The 26,748-nt window shown below is 63.0% G+C and carries 26 protein-coding genes, 1 tRNA gene and 1 pseudogene; 13 read left to right on the top strand and 15 right to left on the bottom strand.

Annotation, left to right across the window (positions count from 1 at the left end):
- Window positions 1-35: 35 nt before the first annotated feature.
- The 4 genes from JJC00_RS25280 to JJC00_RS25265 are packed head-to-tail and all read right to left on the bottom strand — an operon-like array spanning window position 36 to window position 4,364.
- Complete coding sequence (locus JJC00_RS25280) at window positions 36-1,028, bottom strand: ABC transporter permease (protein ID WP_200468597.1); 993 nt, start codon at window positions 1,026-1,028, stop codon at window positions 36-38.
- Window positions 1,025-2,011, bottom strand: coding sequence for an ABC transporter permease (locus JJC00_RS25275; protein ID WP_200468596.1), 987 nt, complete (start codon window positions 2,009-2,011; stop codon window positions 1,025-1,027). Before JJC00_RS25275 ends, JJC00_RS25280 begins: the two co-directional genes overlap by 4 nt.
- On the bottom strand, window positions 2,008-3,549 hold the full coding sequence (locus JJC00_RS25270; protein ID WP_200468595.1) for a sugar ABC transporter ATP-binding protein: 1,542 nt from the start codon (window positions 3,547-3,549) through the stop codon (window positions 2,008-2,010). The genes JJC00_RS25275 and JJC00_RS25270 overlap by 4 nt, the downstream gene beginning before the upstream one ends.
- Window positions 3,550-3,551: 2 nt before the next feature.
- Window positions 3,552-4,364, bottom strand: coding sequence for a DeoR/GlpR family DNA-binding transcription regulator (locus JJC00_RS25265; protein WP_200468594.1), 813 nt, complete (start codon window positions 4,362-4,364; stop codon window positions 3,552-3,554).
- Window positions 4,365-4,548: 184 nt separating this feature from the next.
- On the opposite strand from JJC00_RS25265, the gene JJC00_RS25260 reads away from it, so the two are divergent.
- On the top strand, window positions 4,549-6,645 hold the full coding sequence (locus JJC00_RS25260) for a bifunctional rhamnulose-1-phosphate aldolase/short-chain dehydrogenase (protein WP_200468593.1): 2,097 nt from the start codon (window positions 4,549-4,551) through the stop codon (window positions 6,643-6,645).
- Window positions 6,642-7,940: an L-rhamnose catabolism isomerase gene (gene rhaI / locus JJC00_RS25255; protein WP_200468592.1), complete on the top strand. Its 1,299-nt coding sequence runs from the start codon at window positions 6,642-6,644 to the stop codon at window positions 7,938-7,940. Before JJC00_RS25260 ends, rhaI begins: the two co-directional genes overlap by 4 nt.
- Before the next feature lie 72 nt (window positions 7,941-8,012).
- Here the strand turns inward: rhaI and nagA are convergent, their stop codons facing one another.
- From nagA to JJC00_RS25235, 4 genes are read right to left on the bottom strand one after another with little or no spacing between them, the layout of a single operon-like run.
- The gene (gene nagA / locus JJC00_RS25250) at window positions 8,013-9,152 is read right to left on the bottom strand and encodes an N-acetylglucosamine-6-phosphate deacetylase (protein WP_200468591.1); all 1,140 of its coding nucleotides are present in this window, start codon (window positions 9,150-9,152) and stop codon (window positions 8,013-8,015) included.
- The gene (locus JJC00_RS25245) at window positions 9,152-10,177 is read right to left on the bottom strand and encodes an SIS domain-containing protein (RefSeq protein WP_200468590.1); all 1,026 of its coding nucleotides are present in this window, start codon (window positions 10,175-10,177) and stop codon (window positions 9,152-9,154) included. The genes nagA and JJC00_RS25245 overlap by 1 nt, the downstream gene beginning before the upstream one ends.
- Window positions 10,174-10,929 carry a GntR family transcriptional regulator gene (locus tag JJC00_RS25240; RefSeq protein WP_246773911.1) on the bottom strand — a complete coding sequence of 252 codons (756 nt, stop codon included), beginning with the start codon at window positions 10,927-10,929 and terminating at the stop codon, window positions 10,174-10,176. The genes JJC00_RS25245 and JJC00_RS25240 overlap by 4 nt, the downstream gene beginning before the upstream one ends.
- A complete protein-coding gene (locus tag JJC00_RS25235; protein ID WP_200468589.1) occupies window positions 10,920-11,792 on the bottom strand; it encodes a BadF/BadG/BcrA/BcrD ATPase family protein in 873 nt (290 codons plus the stop codon). Before JJC00_RS25235 ends, JJC00_RS25240 begins: the two co-directional genes overlap by 10 nt.
- 132 nt (window positions 11,793-11,924) lie before the next feature.
- On the opposite strand from JJC00_RS25235, the gene JJC00_RS25230 reads away from it, so the two are divergent.
- From JJC00_RS25230 to JJC00_RS25195, 8 genes are all read left to right on the top strand, one after another.
- Window positions 11,925-12,842, top strand: a complete 918-nt coding sequence (locus JJC00_RS25230) for an N-acetylmuramic acid 6-phosphate etherase (RefSeq protein ID WP_200468588.1) — start codon at window positions 11,925-11,927, stop codon at window positions 12,840-12,842.
- A gap of 1 nt (window position 12,843) precedes the next feature.
- Complete coding sequence (locus JJC00_RS25225; RefSeq protein ID WP_200468587.1) at window positions 12,844-14,106, top strand: ABC transporter substrate-binding protein; 1,263 nt, start codon at window positions 12,844-12,846, stop codon at window positions 14,104-14,106.
- 171 nt (window positions 14,107-14,277) lie between these two features.
- Entirely contained in the window at window positions 14,278-15,195 is a 918-nt protein-coding gene (locus JJC00_RS25220; protein WP_200474230.1) for a carbohydrate ABC transporter permease, read from the top strand.
- A 9-nt stretch (window positions 15,196-15,204) separates the two neighbouring features.
- Window positions 15,205-16,038, top strand: a complete 834-nt coding sequence (locus JJC00_RS25215; RefSeq protein WP_200468586.1) for a carbohydrate ABC transporter permease — start codon at window positions 15,205-15,207, stop codon at window positions 16,036-16,038.
- A gap of 9 nt (window positions 16,039-16,047) precedes the next feature.
- Window positions 16,048-17,139 carry an ABC transporter ATP-binding protein gene (locus tag JJC00_RS25210; RefSeq protein ID WP_200468585.1) on the top strand — a complete coding sequence of 364 codons (1,092 nt, stop codon included), beginning with the start codon at window positions 16,048-16,050 and terminating at the stop codon, window positions 17,137-17,139.
- 72 nt (window positions 17,140-17,211) lie between these two features.
- Window positions 17,212-17,790 carry a histidine phosphatase family protein gene (locus JJC00_RS25205; protein WP_200468584.1) on the top strand — a complete coding sequence of 193 codons (579 nt, stop codon included), beginning with the start codon at window positions 17,212-17,214 and terminating at the stop codon, window positions 17,788-17,790.
- A gap of 389 nt (window positions 17,791-18,179) precedes the next feature.
- Entirely contained in the window at window positions 18,180-19,781 is a 1,602-nt protein-coding gene (locus tag JJC00_RS25200; RefSeq protein WP_200468583.1) for a hypothetical protein, read from the top strand.
- Window positions 19,782-19,803: 22 nt separating this feature from the next.
- A complete protein-coding gene (locus JJC00_RS25195; RefSeq protein WP_200468582.1) occupies window positions 19,804-20,370 on the top strand; it encodes a hypothetical protein in 567 nt (188 codons plus the stop codon).
- Window positions 20,371-20,513: 143 nt separating this feature from the next.
- Here JJC00_RS25195 and JJC00_RS25190 read toward each other — a convergent pair whose 3' ends face one another.
- The 4 genes and pseudogenes from JJC00_RS25190 to JJC00_RS39010 all read right to left on the bottom strand — a co-directional run bounded on the left by JJC00_RS25190 (window position 20,514) and on the right by JJC00_RS39010 (window position 22,897).
- Window positions 20,514-20,810: a hypothetical protein gene (locus JJC00_RS25190; RefSeq protein ID WP_200468581.1), complete on the bottom strand. Its 297-nt coding sequence runs from the start codon at window positions 20,808-20,810 to the stop codon at window positions 20,514-20,516.
- A gap of 754 nt (window positions 20,811-21,564) precedes the next feature.
- A pseudogene (locus JJC00_RS25185) lies at window positions 21,565-21,995 on the bottom strand (nuclear transport factor 2 family protein).
- Window positions 21,996-22,355: 360 nt separating this feature from the next.
- The gene (locus tag JJC00_RS25180; protein WP_200468580.1) at window positions 22,356-22,631 is read right to left on the bottom strand and encodes a type II toxin-antitoxin system Phd/YefM family antitoxin; all 276 of its coding nucleotides are present in this window, start codon (window positions 22,629-22,631) and stop codon (window positions 22,356-22,358) included.
- Entirely contained in the window at window positions 22,601-22,897 is a 297-nt protein-coding gene (locus tag JJC00_RS39010) for a type II toxin-antitoxin system RelE family toxin (RefSeq protein ID WP_200468579.1), read from the bottom strand. Before JJC00_RS39010 ends, JJC00_RS25180 begins: the two co-directional genes overlap by 31 nt.
- 297 nt (window positions 22,898-23,194) lie before the next feature.
- Between JJC00_RS39010 and JJC00_RS25170 the strand changes: the two genes are divergently transcribed.
- Window positions 23,195-23,845, top strand: coding sequence for a hypothetical protein (locus JJC00_RS25170; protein ID WP_200468578.1), 651 nt, complete (start codon window positions 23,195-23,197; stop codon window positions 23,843-23,845).
- Window positions 23,846-24,023: 178 nt separating this feature from the next.
- Here the strand turns inward: JJC00_RS25170 and JJC00_RS25165 are convergent.
- A tRNA-Arg gene (locus tag JJC00_RS25165) sits at window positions 24,024-24,125 on the bottom strand.
- 68 nt (window positions 24,126-24,193) lie between these two features.
- On the opposite strand from JJC00_RS25165, the gene JJC00_RS25160 reads away from it, so the two are divergent.
- Window positions 24,194-24,424: a hypothetical protein gene (locus JJC00_RS25160; protein WP_200474372.1), complete on the top strand. Its 231-nt coding sequence runs from the start codon at window positions 24,194-24,196 to the stop codon at window positions 24,422-24,424.
- A gap of 322 nt (window positions 24,425-24,746) precedes the next feature.
- Here JJC00_RS25160 and JJC00_RS38640 read toward each other — a convergent pair whose 3' ends face one another.
- Both JJC00_RS38640 and JJC00_RS25155 read right to left on the bottom strand, forming a co-directional pair.
- Window positions 24,747-24,869, bottom strand: a complete 123-nt coding sequence (locus JJC00_RS38640; RefSeq protein ID WP_283816638.1) for a hypothetical protein — start codon at window positions 24,867-24,869, stop codon at window positions 24,747-24,749.
- A gap of 93 nt (window positions 24,870-24,962) precedes the next feature.
- Entirely contained in the window at window positions 24,963-25,199 is a 237-nt protein-coding gene (locus JJC00_RS25155) for a hypothetical protein (protein ID WP_200468577.1), read from the bottom strand.
- Window positions 25,200-25,454: 255 nt separating this feature from the next.
- Between JJC00_RS25155 and JJC00_RS25150 the strand changes: the two genes are divergently transcribed.
- Window positions 25,455-26,744 carry a c-type cytochrome gene (locus JJC00_RS25150; RefSeq protein ID WP_200468576.1) on the top strand — a complete coding sequence of 430 codons (1,290 nt, stop codon included), beginning with the start codon at window positions 25,455-25,457 and terminating at the stop codon, window positions 26,742-26,744.
- The last annotated feature ends 4 nt before the right edge of the window (window positions 26,745-26,748 follow it).

The following is a 26,748-nucleotide window of genomic DNA, read 5'->3' as shown; positions in this document are numbered from 1 at the left end:
TGTTGAAAGCCGCTTATTCGCAGTCAGACACTCCATCAAACGCCGTCGCGGCGCCGCTGGAGAGAACTCGCCACAAGAGTTGAAAGGATGAGCACCGCGCCGATGACCACGATCGTCGCGTCGCCCTTGACGCCGGTCAGGGCCAGCCCGTTCTTCAGGAGCTGGATCATCGCCAGGCCGATCACTGTGCCCCAGATCGTGCCGACGCCACCGAATATGCTGGTGCCGCCGAGCACCACCGCCGCGATCACGTCGAGCTCGTAGCCGATTCCCATGTCCGAGCGGGTCGTGGTCACGCGCGAGACGAGAACACAAGCAGAAAGGCCGGCCATCAAGCCCGATAGCGTGTAGATGATCAGTTTCACGCGATCGACCGGCAAGCTGGAAAAGCGCGCGGCGGTCTCGTTGTTGCCGATCGCATAGAGCGTCCGACCGAAAATGGTGCGGTCGAGAACGATTGCCGAGACCACGATCGCGATCAGGAAGAGCCAGAGCTGCGCCGGCCCGCCGAAGAGGTTTTCCTGTCCGATGAAGTAGAACCATTCCGGATAGCCGCGCACCGAACGCGCCTGGCTGATCCCCTCGGCGAGCCCGCGGTAGAGCGCGAGCGTCGCGATCGTCATGATCAGCGGTGGCACTTTCACCCTGGTGATGACGATCCCGTTGAAAAAGCCCGCCGCGGCACCGACGAGCAACGAGAAGCCAATCGCCAGCGGCAGGGGAAAGCCGAGATTCTTCCAGGAATAGCCGAGCAGGATCGCGCAGAGCCCGACGATCGAGCCGACCGAGAGATCGATGCCGCCGGTAATGATGATGAAGGTCATCGGCAGCGCGATGAGCCCGACCTCGGTCGTCAGCCTGCCTTGATTGAGCAGATTGTCGAGCGTGAGGAACCGATTATTCAAGGCGCCAAGTACGATCAACGCAACGAGAAGGATCGCTGCGAGCATGGTCTCGTGACGCAGCAGCCACCAGGGCACGACGCGCTTGGCGGCCTGGGGAAGAGGGATTTCGCTCATGGCGCTCATGCTCCGGCCATGCGCCGGCGCCGCAGAATGTCGGCGATCACGGTCACGAGGATGAGCACGCCCTGGACCGCGCGGATCCAGTAGGGCGAGATGTCGATGAAGACCAGCGCACTGGCGATCTCGGCGATCAGTACGGCGGCAAGAGTCGAGCCGACCACTGTGCCGACACCCCCAAGAATGCTGACTCCTCCAACGACCGACGCGGTGATGATCGTCAGCTCGAGATTGGGCGGCACGGTCGACTGGATGACGCGGAGCTGCGTCGCGTAGAGCAGGGCGGCTGCCCCGGCGAACAGGCCGTGCAGCGCGAAGACCATTACGATCGTGCGCGGCTGCGACATGCCGCAGAGCCGCGCCGCTTCGGCGTTGCCGCCGACGGCGTAGATAGCGCGACCCGAGGCCGAATAGCGCATCCACAACGCTGCGAGGATCGTCACCAGGATCATGAGAAAAACCGGAAACGGCAGCACACCGAAGAGTTCGATGTCGGCGAGATGGAAACTGTCGGGCAGGTCGGTGATCCATTTGCCTCCCGTGACGCTGATCAGGCCGCCCTTGAGGATCGACAACATGCCGAGCGTAACCACGATCGCCGGAATGCGGAGATAGGCGATGATGACGCCCTGCAAGGCCATCACGACGACGCCGGCAACGAGCGCCGCCAGCCAGGCGACCACAATCGGCGCGCCGTTCACCGCCAGGGTGCCGCTGATCGTCGCCAGGACGCCGATCAGCGCGCCAACGGAAATATCGATGTTGCCGGACACGATCACCATCGACATGCCGACAGCCGCGACTGCGATATAGGCGTTGCCGAGCAGAACGTCGGAAAGATTGCGTGCCGCCAGAAAGCGCGGATTGTAAAGGCCGACGGCAATGGCGAGGCCGATCACCGCGATCGCGAGCAGGGCCTCCTGCGAGGCAAGCGCCTTCAGCCACCGCCGCGGATCGGCCTCGGCGCCGGTTAAGGTCACTGCCGTCATGCCGCTTTCTCCGCGTTTTCATGGCTACCCATCATTGCTGCGCCGATCGACTCCTGGGTAGCTTCTTGGCGCGAGAATTCAGCAACGATACGGCCTTCGCGCATCACGAGCACGCGGTCGCTCATGCCGAGCACCTCTGGCAGCTCGCTCGAAATCATCAGGATGGCGAGCCCTTGGGCCGCAAGTTCGCCCATCAGCCGATGGATCTCCGCCTTGGCGCCCACGTCGATGCCGCGCGTCGGTTCGTCGAGGATCAATAGCTTCGGCCCGTTGGCGAGCCATTTGCCGAGCACGATCTTCTGCTGATTGCCGCCGGAAAGCTTGCCCGCGATCTGCTCGAGCGAGCTCGTCTTGACCGCAAAGCGCTTGATGCCGTCGCCGGCAAGCTTGCGCTCGGCACCGCGATCGATGAAGCCGCCGAATGCGACCTTGCCAAGCGCGGCGAGGCTGAAGTTCTCGCGCACCGTCATCGGCCGCACCAGGCCCTGCGTGCCGCGGTCCTCGGGAACATAGGCGACGCCCAAAGACCGTGCCTGTGCCGGCGAGCGGATGTCGACCTTCTGTCCGGCGATCCGGATTTCGCCGTTATCGGCCGGAGTGACGCCGAAAATAGTTTGCGCCAGCTCGCTGCGACCCGAGCCGACGAGACCGGCAAGGCCGACGATCTCGCCGGCGCGCACCGTGAGCGAGATGCTCCTCGTCAGCGGCCGTCGCTCGAGGTCCTTCACCTCCAGCACCGGCTTGCCGATCGGAACCGTGATCTTCGGGAACAGACTCTCGATCCTGCGGCCGACCATCAATTGCACGAGCTCGGCCGCGTCCGTCTCGGCGACGCGCTTGGTCGCGACGTGCGTGCCATCGCGCAGCACGGTGACGCGATCGGCAATCGCGAAAATCTCGTCGAGCCGATGGCTGATATAGATTACGGCGACGCCGCGGGTTTTCAGCTTGCGCACGATGTCGAACAGGCGCGTCACGTCGTACTCGGTCAGGGCCGCGGTCGGCTCGTCCATGATCAGGATGCGCGCGTCCTGTGATAACGCACGCAGGATTTCGACGCGCTGGCGGTTGCCGACGCTGAGGGAACCGACGATTCGGTCGGCCTGCAGGTCGTGAATCTCGAGCGAAGCGAGCAGCGCATTCGTCTTCTCGTGCATCGCCCGCCAGTCGATCCGACCGAGGCCGGCGCGCGGCGCATGGCCCATGAAAATATTCTCTGCGACAGCGAGCTCCGGAAACAACAGCAGCTCTTGATAGATCGTAGCGATGCCGGCGCGCCTTGCATCGTCCGGCCGCGCGAGGTCGACCTGCCTGCCGTCCACGAGCACGTCGCCGCGGTCTGGCTGGAACACGCCGGACACGATCTTGATCAGCGTCGACTTGCCGGCGCCGTTCTCGCCGAGCAAGGCGTGGACTTCGCCCCTGGCTGCGTCGAACGAGACGCCGGACAGCGCCCGCACGCCTGGGAAGGACTTCTCGATCGCGCGCACCGATAGAAGCGGCGCCGCAGGGGTTTCACTGTGCGGGTCGGTTGTCATGGTCACGCCGCCGCATTGGTTTGAGCGCCTGCATCCACGACAACGACGCGGACACCGTGCCCGCGTAGCATGTCGAGTGCGTCGCTCGGCGCATCGGAATCGGTGATCAGCGTATCGATGCGCGAGAGCGGGCAGACGACAAGGCTGCCGCGCGAGACGAATTTCGAAGAATCGGCCAGCACGATCAGCTTGTCGGCACGCTTCAGCAGTTTGGATTCGGCGCGGGCAAGCAGGGGATCGCCCTCGATCACGCCGAGCGGTCCGATCGAGATCGCACTCATGAACATCCGCGTCGCCGAATAGTGCTGGATCGCATCCTCTTCAAACGGGGAGACGATCATGCTCTGCTCGCGATAGACCTCGCCACCCGGCAAGGCGACGCGGCATTTCGACGTGTGGATCAGCGCGTCGGCGAGCAGATAGGAATTGGTCAATACCTTCAGACGGCGCTCGCGCAGGTATTCGCCCATCTGATAGGTGGTCGTGCCGCCGTTGATGATGATCGTCTCGCCATCGGTGCAGAGGGCGACCGCCGCTTTCGCAATGGCGCGCTTGGCATTTCTATTGAGCGTCTGGCTGACGTCGAAGGAGCGGGTGGCAAGCGAGACGACGTCGCCCGGTGCGTTGACGGTGTCGGGCAGGGCTTCGAGTCCGCCATGCACCCTGATCGCGAGTCCTTGCGCGGCGAGCCTGGCGAAATCGCGTCGTATCGAGGCTTCGGAGACGCCGGTCGCGCGACAAGCATCGGCGATGCGCACCAGCGACCGCTCCCGCAAGAGTGCCTTGATGACCTGCCAGCGTTCCCGCTCGTGCACGTCGCCCTCCCTTTTGTCTGTAAATAGCTCACGCTCTCGACGAGCGGTCAACTGCAAACCGCCAAATTCGCTCAATATCGCGCTGCATCAATCATATCGCGTCGCGGTGTTGAGTGTCGGTGATTGACCTTGATTGAATCGGTGGCCTAAGCTGCCAAGAGATCAAGAACAGGGAGAATGCCCAATGAGCGAGGTCGCGGCCACGCCCCTGCCAAACCTATGGGACGACGCGCTTGCCGCCGGGCTCGATGAAGCAGGTCAATTGCTGTACCGCTCGAACCTGCTCGGGGCCGATCTGCGCATTACCAATTTCGGCGGCGGCAACACCTCAGCCAAGATCGAGATGAAGGATCCGCTGACGCGCGAGTACGTACGCGTGCTCTGGGTCAAGGGGTCAGGCGGCGACCTCGGCTCGATGAAGCGCGACGGCTTTTCGACGCTGTATCTCGACAAGCTCGAGAGCCTGAAAGGCCTCTATCGCGGCCTCGCCAATGAGGACGAGATGGTCGCCTTGTTCAATCACTGCACCTTCGATCTCAATCCGCGCGCAACTTCGATCGACACGCCCTTGCACGCCTTCGTGCCGCACCGGCATGTGGATCATGTCCATGCCGACGCGGTCATCGCCATTGCCGCCTCAGTCGACGCCGAGCGTCTGACCCGCGAGGTTTTCGGCGGCAGGCTCGGGTTCTTGCCGTGGCAACGGCCGGGTTTCGATCTCGGCCTGAAACTCGGGGAGATGGCCGCGCGTCATCCCGACTATGTCGGCGTGGTCCTCGGCGGCCACGGGCTTTTCACCTGGGCCGACACGTCGAAAGCTTGCTACGAGATGACTTTGCGCGTGATCCAGCAGGCTGCCGATTGGCTTGCGGCGCATGAGCAGAAGCCGGCCTTCGGCGGCGCCAAGGTCGAAACAGCCTCGCCGGAAAAGAGACGGGCGATCGCGGCCAGGCTGATGCCGCTGATCCGCGGCAAGATCTCCACCGACGAGCGCAAGATCGGCCATTTCACTGACGCCCCGGAAGTGCTGGAGTTCGTCAATTCCAGTGCGCTGACGAAGCTCGCGCCGCTCGGCACCTCCTGTCCGGATCACTTTCTTCGCACCAAGATCCGGCCATTGCTGTTGCCCTACGACCCCGTGCGGGACAATCTCGACGAGGTGATCGCCGACCTCGACGGCGGTCTCGCCGCTTACCGACGCGATTACGCCGCCTACTATGAGCGCTGCAAACACCCGGACTCGCCGGCCATGCGCGATCGCAATGCGGTCGTGTATCTCGTTCCGGGAATCGGCATGTTCACGTTTGCCAAGGACAAGGCAACGGCGCGCGTTGCGGCCGAATTCTATGTCAACGCGATCAACGTCATGCGTGGCGCCTCGGGCGTCAGCGGCTATGTCGGCCTTGCCGAGCAAGAGGCCTTCAATATCGAATACTGGCTGCTGGAAGAAGCCAAGCTCCAGCGCATGCCCAAGCCGAAATCGCTCGCCGGGCGGATCGCCTATGTGACCGGCGGTGCCGGCGGCATTGGCGGGGCGACCGCGCAGCGGCTGCTCGGTGAAGGCGCTTGCCTCGTCATTGCCGATATCGACGAGACGTCGCTGAACGAGCGCGTTGCGGCGATCACGAAACGCCATGGCCGCGACGCGGCGATCGGCGTGAAGCTTGATGTGACCGATGAGGGGGCGGTGGTCGCTTCGTTCGAGGAGGCTGCGCGCGCCTTTGGCGGCGTCGACATCGTCGTCTCGAATGCCGGGATCGCCTCGGCTTCGCCTGTCGAAGACACGAGTATTGGGCTCTGGCAGAAGAACATGGATATTCTCGCTACAGGCTATTTCCTTGTCTCGCGCGAGGCATTCCGGCTGATGCAGCGTCAAAACGTCGGCGGCGCCATCATCTTCGTTGCCTCGAAGAACGGTCTTGCCGCTTCGGCCGGCGCTTCGGCCTATTGCGCCGCCAAGGCGTCGGAGATCCATCTGGCCCGCTGCCTGGCGTTGGAAGGCGCGGCGCATGGCATCCGCGTCAACACGGTCAATCCCGACGCGGTGCTGCGCGGTTCGAAGATCTGGGAAGGCGAGTGGCGGCAGCAGCGGGCGGCGTCCAACAAGGTTGCGGAAGACCAGCTCGAGGAAGTCTACCGCCAGCGCTCGCTGCTCAAATTATCGGTGTTCCCCGAAGATATCGCCGAGGGTGTCTACTTCTTCGCGTCCGATCTTTCGGCCAAATCGACCGGCAACATCCTCAATATCGACGCCGGTAACGCCCAGGCCTTCACGCGATGAGCACGCCGTTCTCGATCAGCCCGGATTTCATCGCCGACCACAACGCGCAGCTCGAAGAAGCGACCACTGAAGATTACGATGCCCTGACGCGCGCGCTGGCGCGGCACGGCATCGGCGCGGAAGCCCTGGTGCAGAAGGTCATGGCCTTCGGCGTCGCCATTCCGACTTGGGGCGTCGGCACAGGAGGCACGCGATTTGCCCGCTTCCCGGGGCCGGGTGAGCCGCGCAATGTCTTCGAGAAGATCGACGATTGCGCCGTGATCCAGCGCTTGGCGCGGGCAACCCCGACGATCTCGCCGCACATTCCCTGGGACAAGGTCGATGACTATGCCGCCTTGCGCGAGCAGGCCGCGACGCGCGGCCTGGCCTTCGACGCGGTCAATTCCAACACGTTCCAGGATCAGCCGGCGCAGGAGCTTTCATACAAGTTCGGTTCGCTGTCGCATACCGATGCGCGCGTGCGCGCTCAGGCGGTCGCGCACAATATCGAGTGCATCGAGATCGGCCGCAAGCTCGGCTCGAAAGCGTTGACCGTCTGGATCGCGGACGGCTCGAACTTTGCCGGCCAATCGAATCTGAGCAAGGCGCTCGATCGCTATGTCGACGCGATGCGCGAGATCGTCGCGGCACTGCCTGCCGACTGGCGGGTGTTCCTCGAGCACAAGCTCTACGAGCCGGCGTTCTACTCGACCGTGATCTCGGATTGGGGCACGAGTTTCGCCGTCGCGCAGGAGCTCGGGCCCAAGGCGCATTGCCTCGTCGACCTCGGCCACCATGCGCCGAACGTGAATATCGAGCAGATCGTCGCCCGGCTCGTTCGCTTCGGAAAGCTCGCGGGCTTCCATTTCAATGATTCGAAATATGGTGATGATGACCTCGACGCCGGCTCGGTCGAGCCGTTCCGGCTGTTTCTCGTCTTCAACGAGCTGATCGACGCCGAGCGACGCAAGGCGGAAGGTTTTGCGCCCGCTTATATGATTGACCAGTCGCATAATGTGACCGATCCAATCGAGAGTTTGATGCAGTCGGCGATCGAGTTGCAGCGCGCCTATGCGCAGGCCCTGATCGTCGATCGCGTGGCCCTCGAGACCGCGCAAGAAGCGAATGATGCGCTCGGCGCCCATCTCGAATTGAAACGTGCCTTCACGACCGACGTCTCATCGCTGCTGGCCATGGCCCGCCTCCGCGCCGGCGGAGCGATCGCGCCGATCGCGGCCTATCGTGCATCCGGCTATCGGGCGCAAAAGACCAAGGAGCGTCCCGCCATCGCCGGGACGTCGGCGGGAATTGTGTAGGTGAGGGCCTTCGCCCGGCGCATCGATAGTCAGGCAAGTGCCAAACTTGGCCATCGCCCGCAGAGTCGCACATCAGGATCCTTCGGCGGCGGGGCGGCCCTCGATCCAGGTTTCGAGCACGCGCAGATCGTCGTCGAGATGTATGAGGCTCGCCAGATATCCGGGTGCGATGAGGCCGAGCTCCGTCTCGCGTCGCAAAAACGTCGCCGGAACGCGCGAGGCCATCGCGAGTGCGTCGCCGAGTTCGAGCCGCGTCACCTTGACGGCGTATCGTACGGCTTCGTCCATGGTCAGAACCGAGCCCGCGAGCGTTCCATCCTCGAGCCGCAGGCAGCCTTCTGCACTAATCACGTGGCGGCCCTGCAGATCGAACTGGTCGGGTCCGCCGGCCGCCGGCGGCATCGCGTCTGTAATCAGCATGAAGCGGTCATGCGGCTTGGCGGCGAAGGCGATACGCAAGTTCGCCTCGTGGACATGATGACCGTCCGCGATGATTCCAACGAAAGCCTCGTCGAGATCGAGCGCTGCGCCAACCATGCCTGGCTCGCGTCCGGCGGGCGCACTCATCGCATTGAAGAGATGGGTGAACGCGCGTGCGCCTGCTTTGACGGCCGCGCAGGCCTCCGCGTAGCTCGCATCGGAGTGGCCGAGCGAGACGAGTACGCCATGCTGCGCAAGTTCGGCGATGCTCTCCGCGTGAACCCGATTGGGCGCGAGCGTCAGCATGACGGCGCCGCACTTTGCCTCGACGATCGTCGTGATGTCGCCGGGTTCGAGGTTGCGGATATATCTGAGCTCATGCGCGCCCTTGCGAGCAGGATCCAGGAAGGGTCCTTCCAGATGGATGCCGAGTGCCGCAGGCGTCAGGTGGCGCGCCTCGTGCGTCGCAGCTATTGCCGCCGCCGTCAGCTGCGGCGTGTCAGTCACCAGCGTCGGCAGCAGCCCGACGGTGCCGTGCTTGCGATGCGCTGCGGCGATGCGGGCGATGCCTTCGGGCGTCGGGTCGTCGTTGAACAGGACGCCGCCGCCGCCATTGACCTGCACATCGATGTAGCCGGGCGCGAGCAGCCCGCCGCCGAGATCGCGTGCCGCGCCATGCGGTCTCTCGGAGTAAGGGAGGATTGCGGCGATGCGGTCGGCTTCGACGACGACCGCGTGGTCATTGAAAAAACGCTCGCCATCGAAAATCCGTGCGCCGGTCAAAACGATCATCAAATGGTCTCCGTCACCTTGCGCAGGTTGCGCGGGCGGTCGGGATCGCGCCCGAGCCGGAGCGCAAGCGCTTCGGCAAGCCTGTAGAAGCGGTGGATCATGACGATGGGCTCCAGCAGCGTCGCCTCGGTTTTTGCCGTCGCGAGACGATCCGTCTCGTCGGAGCCTCCAGCCTCGATTGTAATCACCGTCGCGCCGGCACTGGCCAGCGCCGCAAGCGTTGGCAGCATGCCTTCGCGCGCTGCGTCGGACGGCACGAAGGCGATGACGGGAAAGCCGGAGGCCACAAGTTCGGCCGGGCCATGCAGCACCTCGGCCGCGGAATAGGCCTCGGCGTGAATCGCGCAGGTTTCCTTGAGCTTGAGTGCCGCTTCCGCGGCGATCGCAAGCGTCGCGCCGCGGCCGAGCACGAAAGCGCTGCGCGCATTTGCAAGTCGCTCTAGTATCGTCGCCGGCGGCGGTGCTGCCTGGGCGCGCAGGACGTCCGGCAGGCCGGCGAGGGCGTCTGCGAGCTGCCGATCTTCGCGCCAGGCCGCGACGAGGCTCGCCCCCGCGACGAGACCGGCCACCATCGATTTGGTCGCGGCGACGGAACGTTCCGTGCCGGCGCACAGCGGCAGCAGGATTTCGGCCTCTTGCGCGAGTGGCGAGGCCACGTCGTTGACCATTGCGACGGCCAGCGCACCGCCGCGTCGTGCGGCACGTTGCATTTCCACGATATCCGGGCTGCGTCCCGATTGCGAGATCGCGACGGAAACGCTGCCTTCGAGCCGCATCGGTGTCCGATAGAGCGTCGCAATCGAGGGACCTATGGAGGCACAAGGCACCCCCGAAACAATCTCGACGAGATATTTCAGATAGAGCGCGCAGCAATCCGACGAACCACGGCCGATGGTTGCGACGAGCGGCGGATCGAGGGCCCGCAGACGCGCTCCGAGTTCAGCGAGCCGTTCGGCATTCTGACCGAGCTGGCGCGCAGCCGCTTCGCCTGCCTCGCCGATCTCCTGAAGCATGTGTGTCGTCATCGGTGCATCTTTCGGACCGGGGGCGACAGCGTGAGCTCGGAGACGAAATCATAGGCGTCGGCACGGTACCAGGATTTCGTGAACTCCACGCAGGCTCCGTCGGCGAGGTAGGCGATGCGCTGGATGTAGAGCGCCGGGCTGTCTGGCGCCACGCCGAGCAGTTCAGCATCCGCATGATCGAGGAGGGTCGCACGCAAGCGCTGCAGGCCGCGGGTCGGCTTGAAGCCGCGTGCGGAGAGGGCTTCGTAAAGCGAGCTACCGACCGAATCCTGTTCCGGCAGATAGCGTATCGGCACGGCGGCGCGCTCGATTGCCATGGGCGAACCGTCGGCCAGGCGCAGTCGGCCGAGCCGGAATACGCGATCGTTCGGCCGTACGCCGAGCATCATCGCCTCTTCCGGCGTCGGCAGAAACACGCCGCGCTCGAGCTCGCGCGAGCTCGCGTCCAATCCGCGAAGCCGCATGTCTTCCGTGAAGCTTGTCAGGCGCGAGGAGGGCTGTTCGACGCGCGGCGTTGCGCGATGGATGAAGGTACCGGCGCCATGGCGGTGAAACAGCACGCCTTCGGCGATCAGATCAGCGATCGCCTTGCGCAGCGTGGTGCGCGATATGTCGAGCAGCTCGCACAGTACCCGCTCGGCCGGAAGCAGTTGCGTCTCCGCGAAACGTCCGGTCTCGATCTCGCGCCGAAGCGCGTCGACCACGGCAAGATAGAGCTTTTGGCCCGGCGCCGTTTCGACCGTCAGGGACATGCCGCGTCCTCCGCGAGCGTTCCGCCGGCGAGCAGGATTGCGCCGTCGACTGCGTCGCACCGTGGCGGGGCGAGGCGCTTGGCCACATCAGGCAGCAAAAATGGGCGTAAGGGCTCACCGAAGCCGCCGGCAAGCGCAATGCGTTCGGCGCCAAGCGCATTCAGCGCGTTCGCAAGCGCAGCTATCGAGCTGGCTGCTTCGCCGACAATTTCGCGCGCGCGCAAATCTCCTGATCTGGCGATGTCCAGGATCTCTGGTGCGAAGGCGCCGTAGTCGCCGGGCTTCGCGTCCGCTGCCCAGCGGCTCATCCGCAATGGATCGCCATCGAAATGGCGCCCGAGCGCTTGCGCCAGGCCGCTCATCGGCTCGAGGCCATCAATCGCACGCAGCGTCGCGCGCAACGCCGACTCGCCAAGACGTGCAGCTGATCCGTCGTCACCAAGCCAGAAGCCGCGTCCGCCGATGATCGTCGTTCGAGCTCCCACGCGAGCGATGCCCGCCGAGCCCGTGCCCGCGATGATCAGGCCGCCGTCGCCGAGGCCATTGGCACCGACGCAGGCGGCAACAGCATCATTGACGGCGACGATGCGCGCAAAGCCGGGCAGGGCGGCGGAGACGCGCTCTGCTTCCTTGTCGTCCGAAAGTCCGGCGAGGCTAAGGCCGACTGCGATCTCCTGCCTGGGGGCGCGGGCCGCGATCGCGGACTCGATCGTTTCACGGACGACCAGCATGGCTTCGTCGAAATCGAGATAGATGTTCGAAGCCGGCCCGAGGCCGCGCCCGAGCTCGCGGCCCGAGGAATCCCGCAGTCTCGCGCGGCAACGGGTCGCCCCGCCGTCCAATCCGAGGAAGAACTGGGCCATCGCCAAGGAGCCTCCTAAAAAATTTCTTAACGCCTCTAGACAAATGGTATGTCACGCGGATAAAAGAAATACAAGAGGTATCTACCATTGGTATTCACGATGCCGGTACTGCCGAACTTGGGAGCGGATAGAGTGAGGTGGCATGGCACCGGCGATGTCGGGTTGGGTGATGAGGCGATGTTCGCTGCGGCTATGCTCGAGTCCTACCACCGCGCGATTGCTTCGGTTGCGGCTGCCTCCGGAGAGATCCGCGCCGCCGCGCTTCGCCTCGCTGTGATCTGGCGAGCAGGCGGACGGCTGATCTATGCGGGCGCAGGCTCTTCCGGTCTTGCCGCCGCCGAAGATGCAGCCGAGCTTCCCGGAACGTTCGGCCTCGATGAGAGGCGCATCGCGATTGTCCTGCCTGGCGGGACCACCGAGCCGTTCCGCATCGATGGAGCCGCGGAGGACGATGCCGCAGCCGGCGAGCGTGCGATGACCGGGCTCGGCGATCTCTCTCGTGATGCCGTGATCGTCGTATCGGCGAGCGGCTCGACGCCGTTCACAGTCGCGGCCGCCGCAGAGGCGCGCCGCCGCGGCGCCTTCGTGATCGGCATCGCGCATCGTCCGGGCTCGCCCCTGCTCGTCGGTGCCGACGCGTCGATCTTGCTCGAGAGCGGAGAGGAGGTGCTGCGCGGCTCGACACGGCTCGCCGCCGGAGTTGCGCAAAAGGCCGCGCTCGGCATGCTCTCGTCATTGATGGGGTTCGAGCTTGGTCACATCCATCAGGGCCTGATGGTCAATCTGAAGGCCGACAATGCGAAATTGCGCGAGCGGGCGCGCGGGATCGTCGCAACAATCGCCGGCGTCAGCGATGCCGAAGCGGAAGCGGCGCTGCGCGAGACCAGCGGCGAGGTCAAGCCGGCAATCCTGATTGCCTGCGGTATCGCCAGCATGAGCGAAGCCGTCACCTGGCTCGCTGCTGCGGAAGGCCGGATAGACGAGGCGTTGAGCCGCGCACGCGCCAGCGCCAACGGGATCAAGGGCAAAGGCCCGAACAAGGGAGCGTAGCATGAGACGGACATTCAAGGCTGCAATGGGGGCTGAGCTTGCCGCGTTGGCGCTGCTCGCGGGGCTTGGCGCGGCTCAGGCAGGCTCGCTGAAGATCGAGAGCTGGCGCAACGACGACGCCGACATCTGGAACTCGAAAATCATTCCCGCCTTCAACAAGCGTTATCCCGACATCAAGATCGAGTTCGCACCTTCGGCGCCCAAGGAATACAACGCCGCCCTCAACGCGCGGCTCGATGGCGGCACCGCCGGCGATCTCATCACGTGCCGTCCGTTCGACGCCTCGCTCGCGCTCTATCAGAAGCATCAGCTTGACGCGGTTGACGGCCTCAACGGCATGGACAATTTCTCTGATGTCGCAAAGGCCGCGTGGCAGACCGACGACGGCAAAACCACCTTCTGTGTTCCGATCGCCTCTGTCATCACAGGATTTATCTACAACAAGGAAGCGTTCGCCAAGGTCGGTGTGTCCGAGCCAAAGACGCTCGACGAATTCCACGCCGTGCTTGAGAAATTCAAGAAGGACGGGACCTATGTCCCGCTGGTGATGGGCACGGCTGACCAGTGGGAGGCCGCGACCATGGGCTTCCAGAACGTCGGCCCCGACTATTGGAAGGGCGAGGCCGGCCGCGCCAATCTGATTGCGGGCAAGGAAAAGCTCACCGATCCGCAATACGTCGCGGCATTCAAGGAGATCGCAGGCTGGGCGCCTTATCTCGGATCGGGCTTCCAGGCACAGACCTATGCCGACAGTCAGAACCTCTTCTCGCTCGGCAAGGGCGCGATCTATGCGGCTGGCTCGTGGGATATCTCGACGTTCCGCGGCCAGGCGAAATTCGCCATGGGTGCGTTTCCGCCGCCACAGCCTGCCGGCACGACCGATTGCTACATCTCAGATCACACCGACATCGCGATGGGCGTCAACGCGGCGTCGAAGAACAAGGAAGACGCGAAGAAGTTCCTGGAATGGCTGACGACGCCGGAATTCGCAACGATCTACGCCAACGCGCTTCCCGGCTTCTTTCCCCTCGCCAAGACACCCGTGAAGGTCGAGGACGACGTCGCGGCGACGATGGTTGGATGGCGCCAAAGCTGCAAGTCGACGATCCGCAACTCGTATCAGATCCTGTCGCGCGGTACGCCGAATCTGGAGAACGAGCTTTGGAACGTGTCGGCGCAGGTCGTCAACGGCAAGCTGACGCCTGATGCCGCCGGCAAACAACTGCAGGATGGCCTCGACAAGTGGTACAAGCCCGCCAAGTGAAGCCAGTCCCTCTCTCCGCTCTCGCGGGGAGAGAGAGACTTTCCTTGTTCGATAGTCGCTGCATACTCCGCTGCCTCGCGGCACGAGCCGCAGGCACGGAGGGACGATAACGCACGGTAGGTTTCACCTCTTCCCGTCATGCCCGAATCGGTCTCGAACATCACCGCCCAGATGCCTCGCGCAAAACTCGCGGGCCTTCTGCTGTTCTTTCTCGGGCCGGCGGTCGCTATCTATACCCTGTTCTCTGTCTATCCGCTCGTCGCGACGATGGCGCTCTCTACCTATACAAGCGATCCGTCTGGAGCGCGGCATTTTGTCGGGCTTGCCAACTTCGAAACGCTGCTCGGTGATGCGCTGTGGTCGAAGCCGTTCTGGAATGCCCTCGGCAACAATCTGATATTCTTCGCCGTGCACATGTGTGTGCAGAATCCGATCGGTATCGCGCTCGCGGGATTGCTGAGCCTGCCGGGCCTGAGGCTCAAGAGCTTTTATCGCACTGTCATGTTTCTGCCGACGATGCTTTCGGTGGTCATCGTCGGATTCTCCTGGAACCTGATCCTTTCCCCGCTCTGGGGCGTAGCTGCCGGCGCCCTGAAAGCCGTGGGCCTTGGCTCCTTGTTCGCCCCCTGGCTGGGGCTCGAATCGAGCGCGCTCGTGACCCTGTCGCTCATTTCTGTCTGGCAGTTCGTCGGCATCCCGATGATGTTGATTTACGCCGCGCTGCTCAACATCCCCCAAGAGTTGATCGACGCGGCACGCGTCGACGGGCTCGGACAGTTCCGCATCTTCCTCCACATCAAGCTTCCGCTCGTCTTGCCGACGATCAGCCTGGTCTCGGTCTTGACCTTCGTCGCCAACTTCAACGCTTTCGACCTGATCTATTCGATCAAGGGCGCGCTTGCGGGGCCGAATTTCGCCACAGACATCCTGGGTACGTTTTTCTACCGCACTTTCTTCGGCAATCAGCTCCAACTCGGCAATCCGACGATGGGCGCCGCGGTCGCGACCGTGATGTTTTTCATCATCCTTCTCGGCCTCTGCCTCTATCTCTTCCTCGTGCAGCGGCGCATCCGCCGTTACGCTTTCTGAGGGGGAGGCATGACGACGGACCAGCGCGCCAGGAGCATCAGTGTCCATCTCGTCCTGATTGCCTACAGCCTTCTGGCGGTAGGTCCAATCCTGCTCGTCGTGATGAATTCGTTCAAGGTGCGCAGCGCCATCTTCGGCAGCCCGCTCGCGCCGCCGGACGCGTCAACCTTCAGCCTGGTCGGCTATGAGAAGGTGTTTCGCTCGTCACATATCCTCATGTACTATTCGAATTCGCTGATCGTGACCCTCGTCAGCATGGCGCTCGTCCTGCTGTTCGGGGCGATGGCGGCTTGGGCGCTTACCGAGTACCGCTTCCGCGGTTCGACGGCGCTGGCGCTGTTCCTGTCGATCGGCATCATGGTGCCGATCCGGCTTGGCTCCGTCGAAATCCTCAACATGATGCGGTCTACGGGCCTCAACGACACGCTGACGGCCTTGATCCTCGTCTATGTCGCGCAAGGCCTGCCGATGTCGATCTTCATATTGAGCGAGTTCACCCAGCAGATCCCCAAGGACTTGCGCGACGCCGCGCGCTGCGACGGCGTGCCGGAAACCCGCATCTTTTTCGAGGTGGTCGCGCCGCTGCTGCGGCCGGCGATCGCGACCGTCGCCGTCTTCACTATCGTGCCGATCTGGAACGACCTCTGGTTTCCGCTGATCCTGACGTCGAGCGACTCGACGCATACGGTCACACTCGGTGTGCAGCAGTTTCTTGGCCAGTACATCACTGACTGGAATTCCGTGCTTGCCGCGCTGTCGATGGCGATCCTGCCGGTCGTCGTGATCTACGTGATCCTCTCGCGCCAACTCATCGCAGGCCTCACCTCCGGCGCAGTAAAATAGGTTGTCAGAATGGCCAATCTGCGCATCGAGCACCTCAACAAGCGTTATGGCGCGACGACGGTGCTCAACGACATCAACCTCAACATCGAGGACGGTGAGTTCGTCGTGCTCGTCGGCCCTTCAGGCTGCGGCAAGTCGACGCTTCTGCGCATGATTGCCGGCCTCGATGGCGCATCGGGCGGCGACATCCATATCGCCGGCAAGCTCGTCAACATGCTGGCGCCCGCCGAGCGCGGCATCGCGATGGTGTTCCAGTCCTACGCGCTCTATCCACACATGAATGTGCGCAAGAACATGACGTTCGGGTTGAAGTTCACCGGAGTGCCGCCGACCGAGCGCGAGCGGCGCGTCACGGAGGCGGCCCGCATGCTGCGGCTCGAGGAGCTGCTCGAGCGCTATCCGCGCGATCTCTCCGGCGGCCAGCGTCAGCGCGTTGCGATCGGCCGTGCGATCGTGCGCGAGCCTGCTGTTTTCCTGTTCGACGAGCCGCTCTCCAACCTCGATGCGGCGTTGCGCGTCTCGACACGCGTCGAGATCGCGAATCTGCACAGAATGCTAAAATCGACGATCGTCTATGTCACGCACGACCAGGTCGAGGCGATGACGCTCGCTGACCGCATCGTCGTGATGAACAAGGGCTGCATCGAGCAGGTCGGCAGGCCGCTCGACCTCTACTATGAGCCGGCCAATCTGTTCGTCGCCGGCTTCATCGGCTCGCCTGCGATGAATTTCTTCGAAGCGAAGGTCAGGAGTGTCGAGGGCGGACGCGCGTGCCTGGCTGGACCCGGCTTTCGCAGCCTCGACCTGCCGGCGGAGGCTCTGAAGGTCGGAGACACATTGACGGTCGGCATCCGTCCGGAGCATCTCGTCCAGGGAGAGGACGGTTCCCTCGCGGTGGAAGGTGTTGTCGAGCTCGTCGAACGGCTTGGCGAATCCTCTTTTGCCTATTTGCGCCGCGCCGATGGTAGGCTGTTCGTCGCCGAAGTCCGCGGGCGACAGACGCCGACCCCCGGCGAGCGAGCCACGCTCACCGCTGCGGCTCGGGACGTGCACTTCTTCGACCCATCGGGGCTGCGGATGGCGACGCCGAACGATGTTTGAGCGCTAGGGAAACCTCGGCCGCCTCGTGCGCTGACTTGCAACAACCGGGCTTGATCGCGTGAGCACTCAATCATGATGGGCCTCGTACGCTATCTTACTCACCCTCAAGTGAAGATTGATCCGGCAATTCCGGTCCCTTCCTGGAGCCTGAGTGAGACGGGGAGAACGCGTGCGGAGGCAGTCGCGAGCACACGGCAGCTCTCACGCACAACGCAGATTGTCTCCAGCGGCGAGCGGAAGGCGATCGAGACCGCCGAGATCATTGCCGCCAAGCTGAACGTTGACGTAGAGGTTCGGGAGGCGATGCACGAGAATGACCGGTCGGCAACCGGCTTCTTGATGCCGGTCGAGTTTCAGGCTGTCGCCGATCAGTTCTTTGCCAGACCTCAAATGAGCGTTCGGGGCTGGGAGCGGGCGATTGACGCCCAGTCGCGCATAGTCCGCGAGGTCGAAAACGTCCTGGCGCGAGATGAACCGGGCGACGTCCTCTTCGTCGGCCATGGTGGCGTCGGCACTTTGCTGTATTGTCACTATTTGGGTGTTGCGATCGAGCGAACCTATGACCAGCCTGGTGAGGGCGGCTGCTTCTTCGCATTCACCAGGGAGCGCCGGCGCCTGCAGCATTCATGGTGTCCCCTCGAAGACCTCTGATGGGCCGGGCTAACGCTTTTCTGCGGCCCCGATGATGGATTGGAACGAGAGTTCAAGTTGTCCAGTGAGTGAGTAGGCGGCGTGTGCACGACCTGTTCGCCGAGAGATCAAGAAAAACCTTGTCACAGCTAACGTGAGCAAGCCTGTGGGAAGGGCGGATGCGCTTCGCTGATCCGCCCTTGGGTTTCGCGCGCCGGCGGATGGCCTGACAGGCGTGCTTCCCCAACGCAGATCCAGCCGCTCCTATTCTCCTTGTCTCGCATTGCGAATGGGCAAATCCTTCTCGCAACGGCAATTGCCATCGCCAATTTCAGCACTGCGAACTTCGGCGACCCGGTCCTTTATCGGCGCCGACTGACCAATTTGTTTGAACAGAAGCGGAGGGGCCGATGCGCACGCTCGCCTTGAAAACCGTCTCTCTTCTCGCCCTCGCCACCCTGGGCTCGATCGTCGCCACGCCTGCCGCACGCGCGGACGATGGGACCGACGAGCAGTTTGGCAAGGTTCACTTCCAGACCTCCTGCAACGAGGTGGCGCAGCGCCGCTTCGACCGCGGGATGCGCTACCAACATTCGTTCTGGTACAGGCCCGCGAAAGAGATTTTCGAGGAGACGTTGCAGGCCGATCCGGAATGCGCAATCGCCTATTGGGGCATTGCTCTGAGCCTGCTGTACAACCCGCATTTTCCCGCGCCTAAGGAAAACCTCGTCGAGGGCCTCGCCGCGCTGCAGAAGGCCAAGGCAGTTGGCGCCAAGAGTGACCGCGAGCGGGACTATATCGATGCGCTGCTGGCGTTCTATGCGGGCGACGAAAAGACGACGTTTGGCCAGCGCGCGCAGGCCTATCTCAAGGCAACCGAAGCCGTCGCCGCGCGCTATCCCGATGATGACGAAGCGCAGATCGCCTACGCCATCACGCTGAATGTCACGGCGTCACCGAGCGACAAGACCTATGCCAACCAGCTCAAGGGTGCCGCCATCCTGGAGCCGATCTTCAAGCGGCAGCCGCGGCACCCCGGCGTCGCGCATTACCTGATCCACCTCTACGACTATCCGGCGATCGCAGAGCAAGGTCTCGACGCCGCCAAGCGTTATTCCGAGATCGCGCCGGCGGCGCCGCACGCTTTGCATATGCCCTCGCACATTTTCACGCGCGTCGGCTACTGGAACGAATCCATCGATGCCAACAGCCGTTCCGCCAAGGCTGCCAAGGAGGGCAAGGACCCCAGCGAGCAGCTGCACGCCGACGACTATATGGTCTACGCCCTGCTCCAACTCGCGCAGGACAGCCGCGCCCGCGACGTCATCGCGGATATGGTTGCGACCACGGGCTATGCGCCGGCCGTCCGCGCCGGTCCGTACGCGATAGCGGCCAGCCAGGCGCGGTATATGGTCGAGCGCGGCGATTGGCAGGGCGCTGCCGCCCTGAAGGTCGAGCCGAGCAAGTTCGCCTATGTCGACGCGATCACCTACTTCGCCCGCGCCCTTGGCGCCGCGCGCTCCGGAAATCCTGATGCTGCAACGGCGGACATCGCCAAGCTGGCAGAGTTGCGCGACAAGCTGCAGCAGGACAAGGACGCCTATTGGGCCGAGATCGTCGACATTCAGCGGCAGGTCGCCGGCGCCTGGCAGCTCGATGCCCAGGGAAAGCAGGCGGATGCGTTGGAAGCGATGCGCCTTGCTGCGGATGCCGAAGACAAGACCGAAAAATCCATCGTGACGCCGGGACCGCTTGCCCCGGCACGCGAGCTCTACGGGACCATGCTGCTCGAACGCGGCATGGCGACGGAGGCATTGACCGCGTTCGAAAGCACCATGCGCAAGGAGCCGAACCGCTTTGGCGCGACGATCGGCGCCGCTCACGCCGCCGAGAAAGCGGGTGACGCCCTGAAGGCCCGCCAGTACTACGCGAAAGTCGTCGACATGGCGCGCAATGGCGACTCCTCGCGGGAAGACCTCGCGGCCGCACGAAAGTTCATGGCTCAGAATTAGCAAAAGTGCCGCGGCAGCTTCCATGCGCCTGACCAGCAAATTCGTCGCGATCAGCGCAGCCACCACACTGCTCTGCACAGCCGCTGCGGTCTGGACATTGCGATCCGGCGAACCGGTACGCGCAACGGCAGCATCGGGCGAGATCCGTCCGGTGGGGACGGAAACCGACTGGCCTTTCGGCGCAGATCCCTGGGGAAAAGGAAAGGCGTTCCGTTGCAAGGCCGACGATTGCGGCGGCGAGGTCCAGCTCTACGTCCGCGCCAAGCTCGGCTTCTGCAATTGCGCCACCGGCGTCGCCGACGATGCCGACCTCGAGCAGATGGGCGACCTGGCGCTGATTGGCAAGACAACGCCGATCGGTGCCGGCCGAGAGATCATCGTCGGCCCGATGCGCGGCCGCAGCCGGGCCTATCGTGTCGAGGGAAAGCGCCACGCCGCGCTCTCGCTCGCCTTCAATCAGCGCTGTGACATGGTGGCCGCGACGGCTCTGGTTGCGCCGGGCGCGCCCGCGTCCTTGGAGCCCGCGGTGCTGGCGTTCCTTAATAGCGACCGCATGTTGAAATGGGCCGAGATCGCGCTTGGGTTATGACACGGCGCAATCTCCCGCGCGCCTCCATCAGTGCTTGCCATGTTTGCGTCAGATCAGATGCAGTAATCGGCAACATCATCGAACGAAGGGCACGGATGTAATAGCGAACGGCGCGGGGCCGGTGACCTGTATTCGCCATCACATCATTCATTGCCTTCAGCCTGCACGGGCGGCGTCTGCACGCCATCAATACTCTGGGTCAGCGACGCCAGCGCAGTCTTCAGTTTGTCGGAGACGGGAGCGATGCGCTTGATGTCTTCGAAGGCTTCAGAGATGCGCTCATTCGCTGATTTCTCGAACGGTTCGAAGCCCTCAGAGATGCGCGTTCCTGTTCCCTGGGTGGTAGAAGCGGCCATCGGTCCGAGCAGGAGGATTGCGGTTCCGATGATGCCGATCTTGCGGATGCTGGGGATCGGCGATACGAGGGGGCCATTGATCATTGTCCTAACCTCTCGGCGTATAGTCCCTGCATCATGCCCATGGTTGCGAGCAAGTGGTAGATCGTGCGTCTACCATTAGGGGGTACTCAAGCGGTGGCTTTACTCGGCCATCGCGGCGAACGCACCAATAGCCGACGGCGTACTGATCTAGCGGGCCAAGTGCGATGGGAGGCTCTCATGTCCGCCAAAGATCGCACCAATGATCTCAGCATGATTGTGCCGAATTCTGCATCCGACGAATGGTATTTCAGTTGCCGATTTCCGATAATCATCAGTAGTCGCCCGGGGATGCGCGCAGGTTCGTCCGAACCTATGTTCACGTGCCTCCGAGGCTCTGATGAATGGCGGGCGCTGCGATACTCCACCAATACTCATCTGCCAATTTTGCAGACGCCCCATGGACTACCTTGCGACACTTCCAGAGATTGTAAACCTGCCCGCAGTCCACGCCTACAAGTGCGCGCCCTGTCGCCGAGTTGATACTATCCCCTTGAAGTAAGGCCCACCACCTCATTGGCCTTCCAATGGGACGCCGTGACATCGCCGACTACCTTGTCTGACTCCACACCGTTTCACGCGCGCTCCCACAACTTCGCTTCGAGGCCACGGCACAACGTCGCATCGAGCCGCTCTGACCGCTCCGCACGGGTCGAGATCGAAGCAACGGCGATCGTCAATGATTGAGATCGCACAGCCCAGCTCGATTGCGGGGCCGGAGGCCGTCGTGCTGTGGCGCGCCAGTGGAAAGCGGACTTCAGATGATACCGTGCTTCTTTAGAAGCGCCTGCTCGTCGCCCGACACCCAGCCGAAAACCTTCGGCTCCCCGTCCAACTTCTGGACGAAGTAGTGAACGTCGAAATCGATAGCTATGTCCGGCTGATCCTTGCGGGCATAGGTTGCCGTCCATGCAACATGGGCCAAGCAATGATAGTCGTCCATGGGGAGAGGCGAACATTGCGTATCCGCATTTCCTTGGTGCCCATCGCCCGATAGCGCGCATAGCCCTGCGCCATGACCTGCTTGAGTTGATCGTCGTTCTTTCCGGTCATAACTCCGGCAGGCGAGGCAGCAATGAACTCGGAAGCATACAACGATGCGACTTCATCCATGTCCATGTCGCCGCCGAGGGACTGATTGAAGAAGCTCTCGTATCGCCCGAAGAACTCCCTGACGCTCGTCTCCATCATGTTCCCTCCAAGTGCAGCCACGGCCAGTATGGATTGGATTGCGCCCTTCGCGGCGTCGCTGACGATCGGCGAGCAGTTCCTGCTTGCCGTCAGAGCTTTGGCTGTCCGACGAGCAGTATGTCGATGCGAACGCCGAAATTCGCCGACCGCCAGCCCATCTTGCGACCAGGATTCCTGCCGTCCGGCCCGGCGGGTCGAACAATATCGTAGAGTCGGCGGAAGTGGGCGCGCCGCGGCCGACGAAGATGGGCACTATTGTTTCGCCGTGGCACTATGATGCCTTGCGCGAGTCCACGCTATCCTATCCGACAACTTTCCCATCTTTGCGCGCACACTCCGACGCAAGTGTGCACGTGCCTATTCGCTTTCGATATCTTCGAGCCTGGTCCCACGTCCCGCGCGCAGGCTGTTTCGAGCCTGCTCGATACGGCGCAGGAAGCGCGGGTCATGTTCAAGGCGGTACTCGAACCAGTCCTCTTCCGACTCGAAGCCGATCAACACGCCTGCGGGCTTACCATGGCGCGTGATGACGATCTCCTGCGTCTCGGCTTCTCGAAGAAAGCGAGATAGGTCATCCTTGATCTCGGATAAAGGAACTTCCTTCACTCCGGATTTCCGAATTGTGCGAGCCATGACTCGGCCTCCGATTTAGACACTATTGCGAGAACCCCGACGGTCGTGACGGACACGTCGTAGAAAACCCGAACTTCGTCTATCCGCAGCCGATACTGCGGACGAAGCAATCCTCGCAATCGCTTGATGCGACCGCGACTCGTTTTCTTGGGCTCGTGTCTCAGATGCGTTTCGAGCGCTGTTGTCCGGACAGTCGCCCGAACATTTGCCGGCAGCCGCCGGAGGTCTTCGACGGCTTCAGGGGCAAGAACGATCTCGAACGCCATTCTGGCCAGATTATAGCCAGATTTGCGTGGACGTCAAACGGGGCGAAAGCCGTGCCTCCGAGCGAATGTTGTCGCAGGTCCGGTCAGGCAGAGGCTGCTACCGCGTGCTCTGGCGTAGATTGTGAAATGGCGCGCCACGGCCGATGAATACGGGCACTATTGTTTCGCCCTGGCGCTATGATGAGCCATCCGAATTTGCGAAAAGTCCATCCCAACTTCGCTGTGCCTTCTCGGAAACACTACGCTTGAGGCGCATGGCAGCGAGATCATGCTCATATAATCGCCTTAGAGGACTCGATGTTTGCGAACCGCATCCGCTTCAGCGCCAGCGCTCTTGTGATCTCCGGGATCCTGTTCGTGATCTACCCGGCGCTTCGCCCGTTCTCCGACGAGGGATCGCTGCTGGGCGCCGCAGCGTTTGGGTCTGGGGCATGGCTGGCATCGCACATGCTTGCCATTGTGGCGTTCACCCTGTCGCCGCTGGGTCTGCTCGGGCTGCAACACTCTCTACTTGGGACGTCGGCCGAACGCCTGCTCTTTGTCGCCGTGGTCCTGAGCATGATTGGCACAGGCTTTACGCTGCCGTTCTACGGCGGCGAAGCCTATGGCCTTCACGCGCTGGGGCAGGAAGCGCTGCGGCAGAACTCTGCCTCTCCGCTCGGTCTGGCCGAGGTCATCCGTTCCGGCCCCGGCCTCGCCCTGTTCCTTGCCGGCCTGCTGCTCCTTGCCGCCTCCGCAATTGCGACCGCAACGGCGCTTTGGCGCTCCTGCCGCTATCCGAAGGCAAGCGGCGTCCCCTTCGCCGTCGGGATGTCCCTGTACATTCCGCAATTCTTCGGCCCGCAGCCCCTCCGCATTGCGCATGGACTACTGGTCGCAGTCGGCTGCGTGTGGATGGCCGCTTGTCTTTGGCGGCGAGAGCAGTTGGACAAGGCGAGTTGGTTATGATTTCCCATGGCGCGCCGGGGAATAAGCACGGAGCTACACGCTCCGCGGAAGTACGCCGATGCAAGTGTGCCCTCTCTGGGCGGCCGCGTGACGCGTCAAAGCCGGCTCACCTCATGGCAAGGCACGCCGGCGCGGGAAAGTGTGCCTACGGGCCCCCGTACCGTGGTCCAGCGTAGATTGGCGCGCCCGACACAATTCGAACGTGTGACCTTTGCCTTCGGAAGGCAAGACTGGCTCTAAACTGTCGCCCGATTTGAGCCGGTTGCAGGCCCCGAGGCGCCAATGATTTTGGATCCACAAGGCAACATTCCTGTGCTACAATTTTGGCTGGGCATAGGGGATTGAGCGATGCCGATCAGGCGCTTGCTGCAAGGCAGCAAGCTGGACGCAGACGAAATGGAGATTTTGACCCGCGCGTTCAATCACGCGCTGCATTCGCTGAGCTTGATTGACCGCCGGGATGATCCCCTTGCCGACCTGGTCGCAAGAAAGGTTATTGAGATCGGCGCCACTGTTGTTCGCGATCCGGCAGAGATATCCAAGATGGCCATCAAACAACTTGGACTATCTCCTGAATAGGCTCGCCTGAAGTAGCTTAGGCCAGAACGTCGTCAATGATGGGCCATTGGGATGGGTTTCGCGTGGCACGCAAAGGCCAAGCCGCTTGCGGCCGAAGCGGCGGCAACTCCACGATTTGAACATGCGTTGGGGCGGGGTGCGAACCTTTCTAGAAGGCGGCGTGTGCACGACGTGTGTAGCACCGGGAAATCAAGAAAATCTCGTTGTCGCCAATGTGAGCGAACGTTCCGAAGTGGGTCAGGAATGACTGCGGTTGGAGTGGGCGCGCTGGACTGTCGCCATGCGACAAGCAGGCAGACGCAGCGCCTCTCGCGGCAGCAGGCTATAGACGCACACCGGTGGTAGCAAACGCTTGGGCAACGGGCTCCTGCACCTGATCCAGGATCGCCATCGATGCAATTGCGATCACAATGGCCGCAACGCAACCGAGCAAAAAAGCCTTCATGCGCAAACTCCATCATTGACGAGCTGCACGTATCTCATGATGCAGCCTGCTGTGAGCAACCGTGACGAACGATCCAAGGTTCGTCTGCCGGCTCTAAAGGCTCTTAAAAGCCGGGTCGATCGAAAATGCATCGTCCATCAACCCCAAAGATTGAAGGTCGGCGCTGTACATGTCCACTTCCAGTATGGCGATGAGCAGTGCGAGCACGACGACCGTAAGGATGAGGAGAGGCGAGGCTTCTCCCGCCGACAGATTTGGGGCGATCATGAACACGCGCGCGGCGCGTAGCCACGAGATCATCTGCCGCAATGGCCTCGATCGCCCCTGCATGCCGTCGTCCTTTGACGTGACGAGCAAAGACGTAACAAACCAAAGCTAGGACTCGCGCTGTCGGCATTCAAGGGAATAGTGCCGACGATGGGTGAATTGACGCAGTGCAAGGCCAGAGCCCGCCCGGGATGCAGGCGGTGCCCGAGGGTTCGTCCAAGAAAGTCGTGGCACCGGAGAAGAAGTAAACGGGGTGCTTCGGGAATTTATTTCGTGCAATCTTGAAGGCAGCGACGTGATCATGGCCGGCAAAGATTGATGGGATGGGCTTCGTGTGCCAGGGCTGCCGCGGCCTTCCTGGCGGTCGCTGCTGCATCCGCTGCGGATGCACAACTCGCGGGTCACGGCGGCGCCGTCCGAGCGCTCGCACTTTCGCCTGACGGCGACAGCTTGTTGTCGGGTAGCTTCGATACGTCCGCCATCCGTTGGTCGCTGGCGACGGACGCGGCGGTTGAGGTGCTGCGGTACCATGTGGATGCCGTCAACGCCGTTGCTTTCCTGAAGGACGGTCGCATGATCACCGCCGGTGCCGACGCCCGGATTGCGGTGTGGACGATCGGCCGGCAGCAGCCCGACAAGGTCCTGGAGGGCCATACGGGTCCCGTCGTGGCACTCGCCGTGGCGCCGGACGGATCGACACTCGCCTCGGCCTCTTGGGACCACAGCGTGCGGCTCTGGTCCTTGGCCGACGGCGCCTCCCGCGTGTTCGAAGGTCATGCGCAGAACGTGAATGGTGTCGCCTTCGCGCCGGACGGCGGATCGCTCGTGAGCGTCGGCTATGATCGTGCGTTGCGTATCTGGCGCTTGCCGGAGGGCCAGCCTGAAACGGCGGCATTACCTGTGCCGTTGAACGCCGTTGCTGTCGCGCCCGATGGCGAGATCGTCGCGGCAGGGGCGGACGGCAAGGTGCGCCTGCTGACGACAGACGGAAAGCCCGCGGGCGAGGTGGCCGCAGGCTCGGCACCGATCATCGCCCTGGCGCTGTCCGATGACGGGGACCTGATCGCCGCCGCAAGCATCGGCGGCACGGTCGCCATTGTCGAGCGCAAGTCCCGAAATCTCTTGCGGACGCTGGTAGGGTCCGGTTTCCCGGTCTGGTCGGTCGTCTTTCTGCATGATGCGGCGACGCTGGTGACCGGAGGTGCGGACGGAAAGATCCGTCGCTGGAATGTGCAGAGCGGTCAGCCGGTCGGCTCGAACCTGTTCGGGACATCAGCGGGCCCGCTGGCCGCCTATGCGGGCGATCATGGCGCCGATGTCTTTCGCGCCTGCGTTGCCTGTCACACACTGTCGGCGAAGGAAGCGCAACGTGCAGGGCCAACGCTGGCCGGATTGTACGGTCGGAAAATCGCCTCGCTTCCCGACTACCGGTTTTCAGAGGCCCTCAAGACGATGGATATCGTCTGGACCCCCGAGACCGTCGCGAAGCTGTTTGAAGTAGGGCCCAACGCCTACACGCCGGGAACGAAGATGCCGGAGCAGCGGATCGGCTCGGCCGAAGACCGCCATGCCCTGACCGACTTCCTGGCCAGGGCGACCTCGCAATAGGTGG

The sequence above is a fragment of the Bradyrhizobium diazoefficiens genome, assembly GCF_016616885.1.
GTDB lineage: Bacteria > Pseudomonadota > Alphaproteobacteria > Rhizobiales > Xanthobacteraceae > Bradyrhizobium > Bradyrhizobium diazoefficiens_F.
Note: the sequence above shows the minus strand (reverse complement) of the source record. Positions and strands in the feature narration are given on the sequence as shown.

What these genes read in the sequence shown, in the direction of transcription:
- JJC00_RS25160 (WP_200474372.1), top strand. Translation starts at nt 24,194, where the DNA reads ATGCCGATCAGGCGCTTGCTGCAAGGCAGCAAGCTGGACGCAGACGAA.
- JJC00_RS25235 (WP_200468589.1), bottom strand. Translation starts at nt 11,792, where the DNA reads ATGGCCCAGTTCTTCCTCGGATTGGACGGCGGGGCGACCCGTTGCCGC.
- nagA (WP_200468591.1), bottom strand. Translation starts at nt 9,152, where the DNA reads ATGATCGTTTTGACCGGCGCACGGATTTTCGATGGCGAGCGTTTTTTC.
- JJC00_RS25240 (WP_246773911.1), bottom strand. Translation starts at nt 10,929, where the DNA reads ATGTCCCTGACGGTCGAAACGGCGCCGGGCCAAAAGCTCTATCTTGCC.
- JJC00_RS25150 (WP_200468576.1), top strand. Translation starts at nt 25,455, where the DNA reads ATGGGATGGGCTTCGTGTGCCAGGGCTGCCGCGGCCTTCCTGGCGGTC.
- JJC00_RS25275 (WP_200468596.1), bottom strand. Translation starts at nt 2,011, where the DNA reads ATGACGGCAGTGACCTTAACCGGCGCCGAGGCCGATCCGCGGCGGTGG.
- JJC00_RS25215 (WP_200468586.1), top strand. Translation starts at nt 15,205, where the DNA reads ATGACGACGGACCAGCGCGCCAGGAGCATCAGTGTCCATCTCGTCCTG.
- JJC00_RS25205 (WP_200468584.1), top strand. Translation starts at nt 17,212, where the DNA reads ATGATGGGCCTCGTACGCTATCTTACTCACCCTCAAGTGAAGATTGAT.
- JJC00_RS25200 (WP_200468583.1), top strand. Translation starts at nt 18,180, where the DNA reads ATGCGCACGCTCGCCTTGAAAACCGTCTCTCTTCTCGCCCTCGCCACC.
- JJC00_RS25220 (WP_200474230.1), top strand. Translation starts at nt 14,278, where the DNA reads ATGCCTCGCGCAAAACTCGCGGGCCTTCTGCTGTTCTTTCTCGGGCCG.
- JJC00_RS25170 (WP_200468578.1), top strand. Translation starts at nt 23,195, where the DNA reads ATGTTTGCGAACCGCATCCGCTTCAGCGCCAGCGCTCTTGTGATCTCC.
- JJC00_RS38640 (WP_283816638.1), bottom strand. Translation starts at nt 24,869, where the DNA reads ATGAAGGCTTTTTTGCTCGGTTGCGTTGCGGCCATTGTGATCGCAATT.
- JJC00_RS25155 (WP_200468577.1), bottom strand. Translation starts at nt 25,199, where the DNA reads ATGCAGGGGCGATCGAGGCCATTGCGGCAGATGATCTCGTGGCTACGC.
- JJC00_RS25270 (WP_200468595.1), bottom strand. Translation starts at nt 3,549, where the DNA reads ATGACAACCGACCCGCACAGTGAAACCCCTGCGGCGCCGCTTCTATCG.
- JJC00_RS25210 (WP_200468585.1), top strand. Translation starts at nt 16,048, where the DNA reads ATGGCCAATCTGCGCATCGAGCACCTCAACAAGCGTTATGGCGCGACG.
- JJC00_RS25190 (WP_200468581.1), bottom strand. Translation starts at nt 20,810, where the DNA reads ATGATCAATGGCCCCCTCGTATCGCCGATCCCCAGCATCCGCAAGATC.
- JJC00_RS25260 (WP_200468593.1), top strand. Translation starts at nt 4,549, where the DNA reads ATGAGCGAGGTCGCGGCCACGCCCCTGCCAAACCTATGGGACGACGCG.
- JJC00_RS25280 (WP_200468597.1), bottom strand. Translation starts at nt 1,028, where the DNA reads ATGAGCGCCATGAGCGAAATCCCTCTTCCCCAGGCCGCCAAGCGCGTC.
- JJC00_RS39010 (WP_200468579.1), bottom strand. Translation starts at nt 22,897, where the DNA reads ATGGCGTTCGAGATCGTTCTTGCCCCTGAAGCCGTCGAAGACCTCCGG.
- JJC00_RS25225 (WP_200468587.1), top strand. Translation starts at nt 12,844, where the DNA reads ATGAGACGGACATTCAAGGCTGCAATGGGGGCTGAGCTTGCCGCGTTG.
- JJC00_RS25195 (WP_200468582.1), top strand. Translation starts at nt 19,804, where the DNA reads ATGCGCCTGACCAGCAAATTCGTCGCGATCAGCGCAGCCACCACACTG.
- rhaI (WP_200468592.1), top strand. Translation starts at nt 6,642, where the DNA reads ATGAGCACGCCGTTCTCGATCAGCCCGGATTTCATCGCCGACCACAAC.
- JJC00_RS25245 (WP_200468590.1), bottom strand. Translation starts at nt 10,177, where the DNA reads ATGACGACACACATGCTTCAGGAGATCGGCGAGGCAGGCGAAGCGGCT.
- JJC00_RS25180 (WP_200468580.1), bottom strand. Translation starts at nt 22,631, where the DNA reads ATGGCTCGCACAATTCGGAAATCCGGAGTGAAGGAAGTTCCTTTATCC.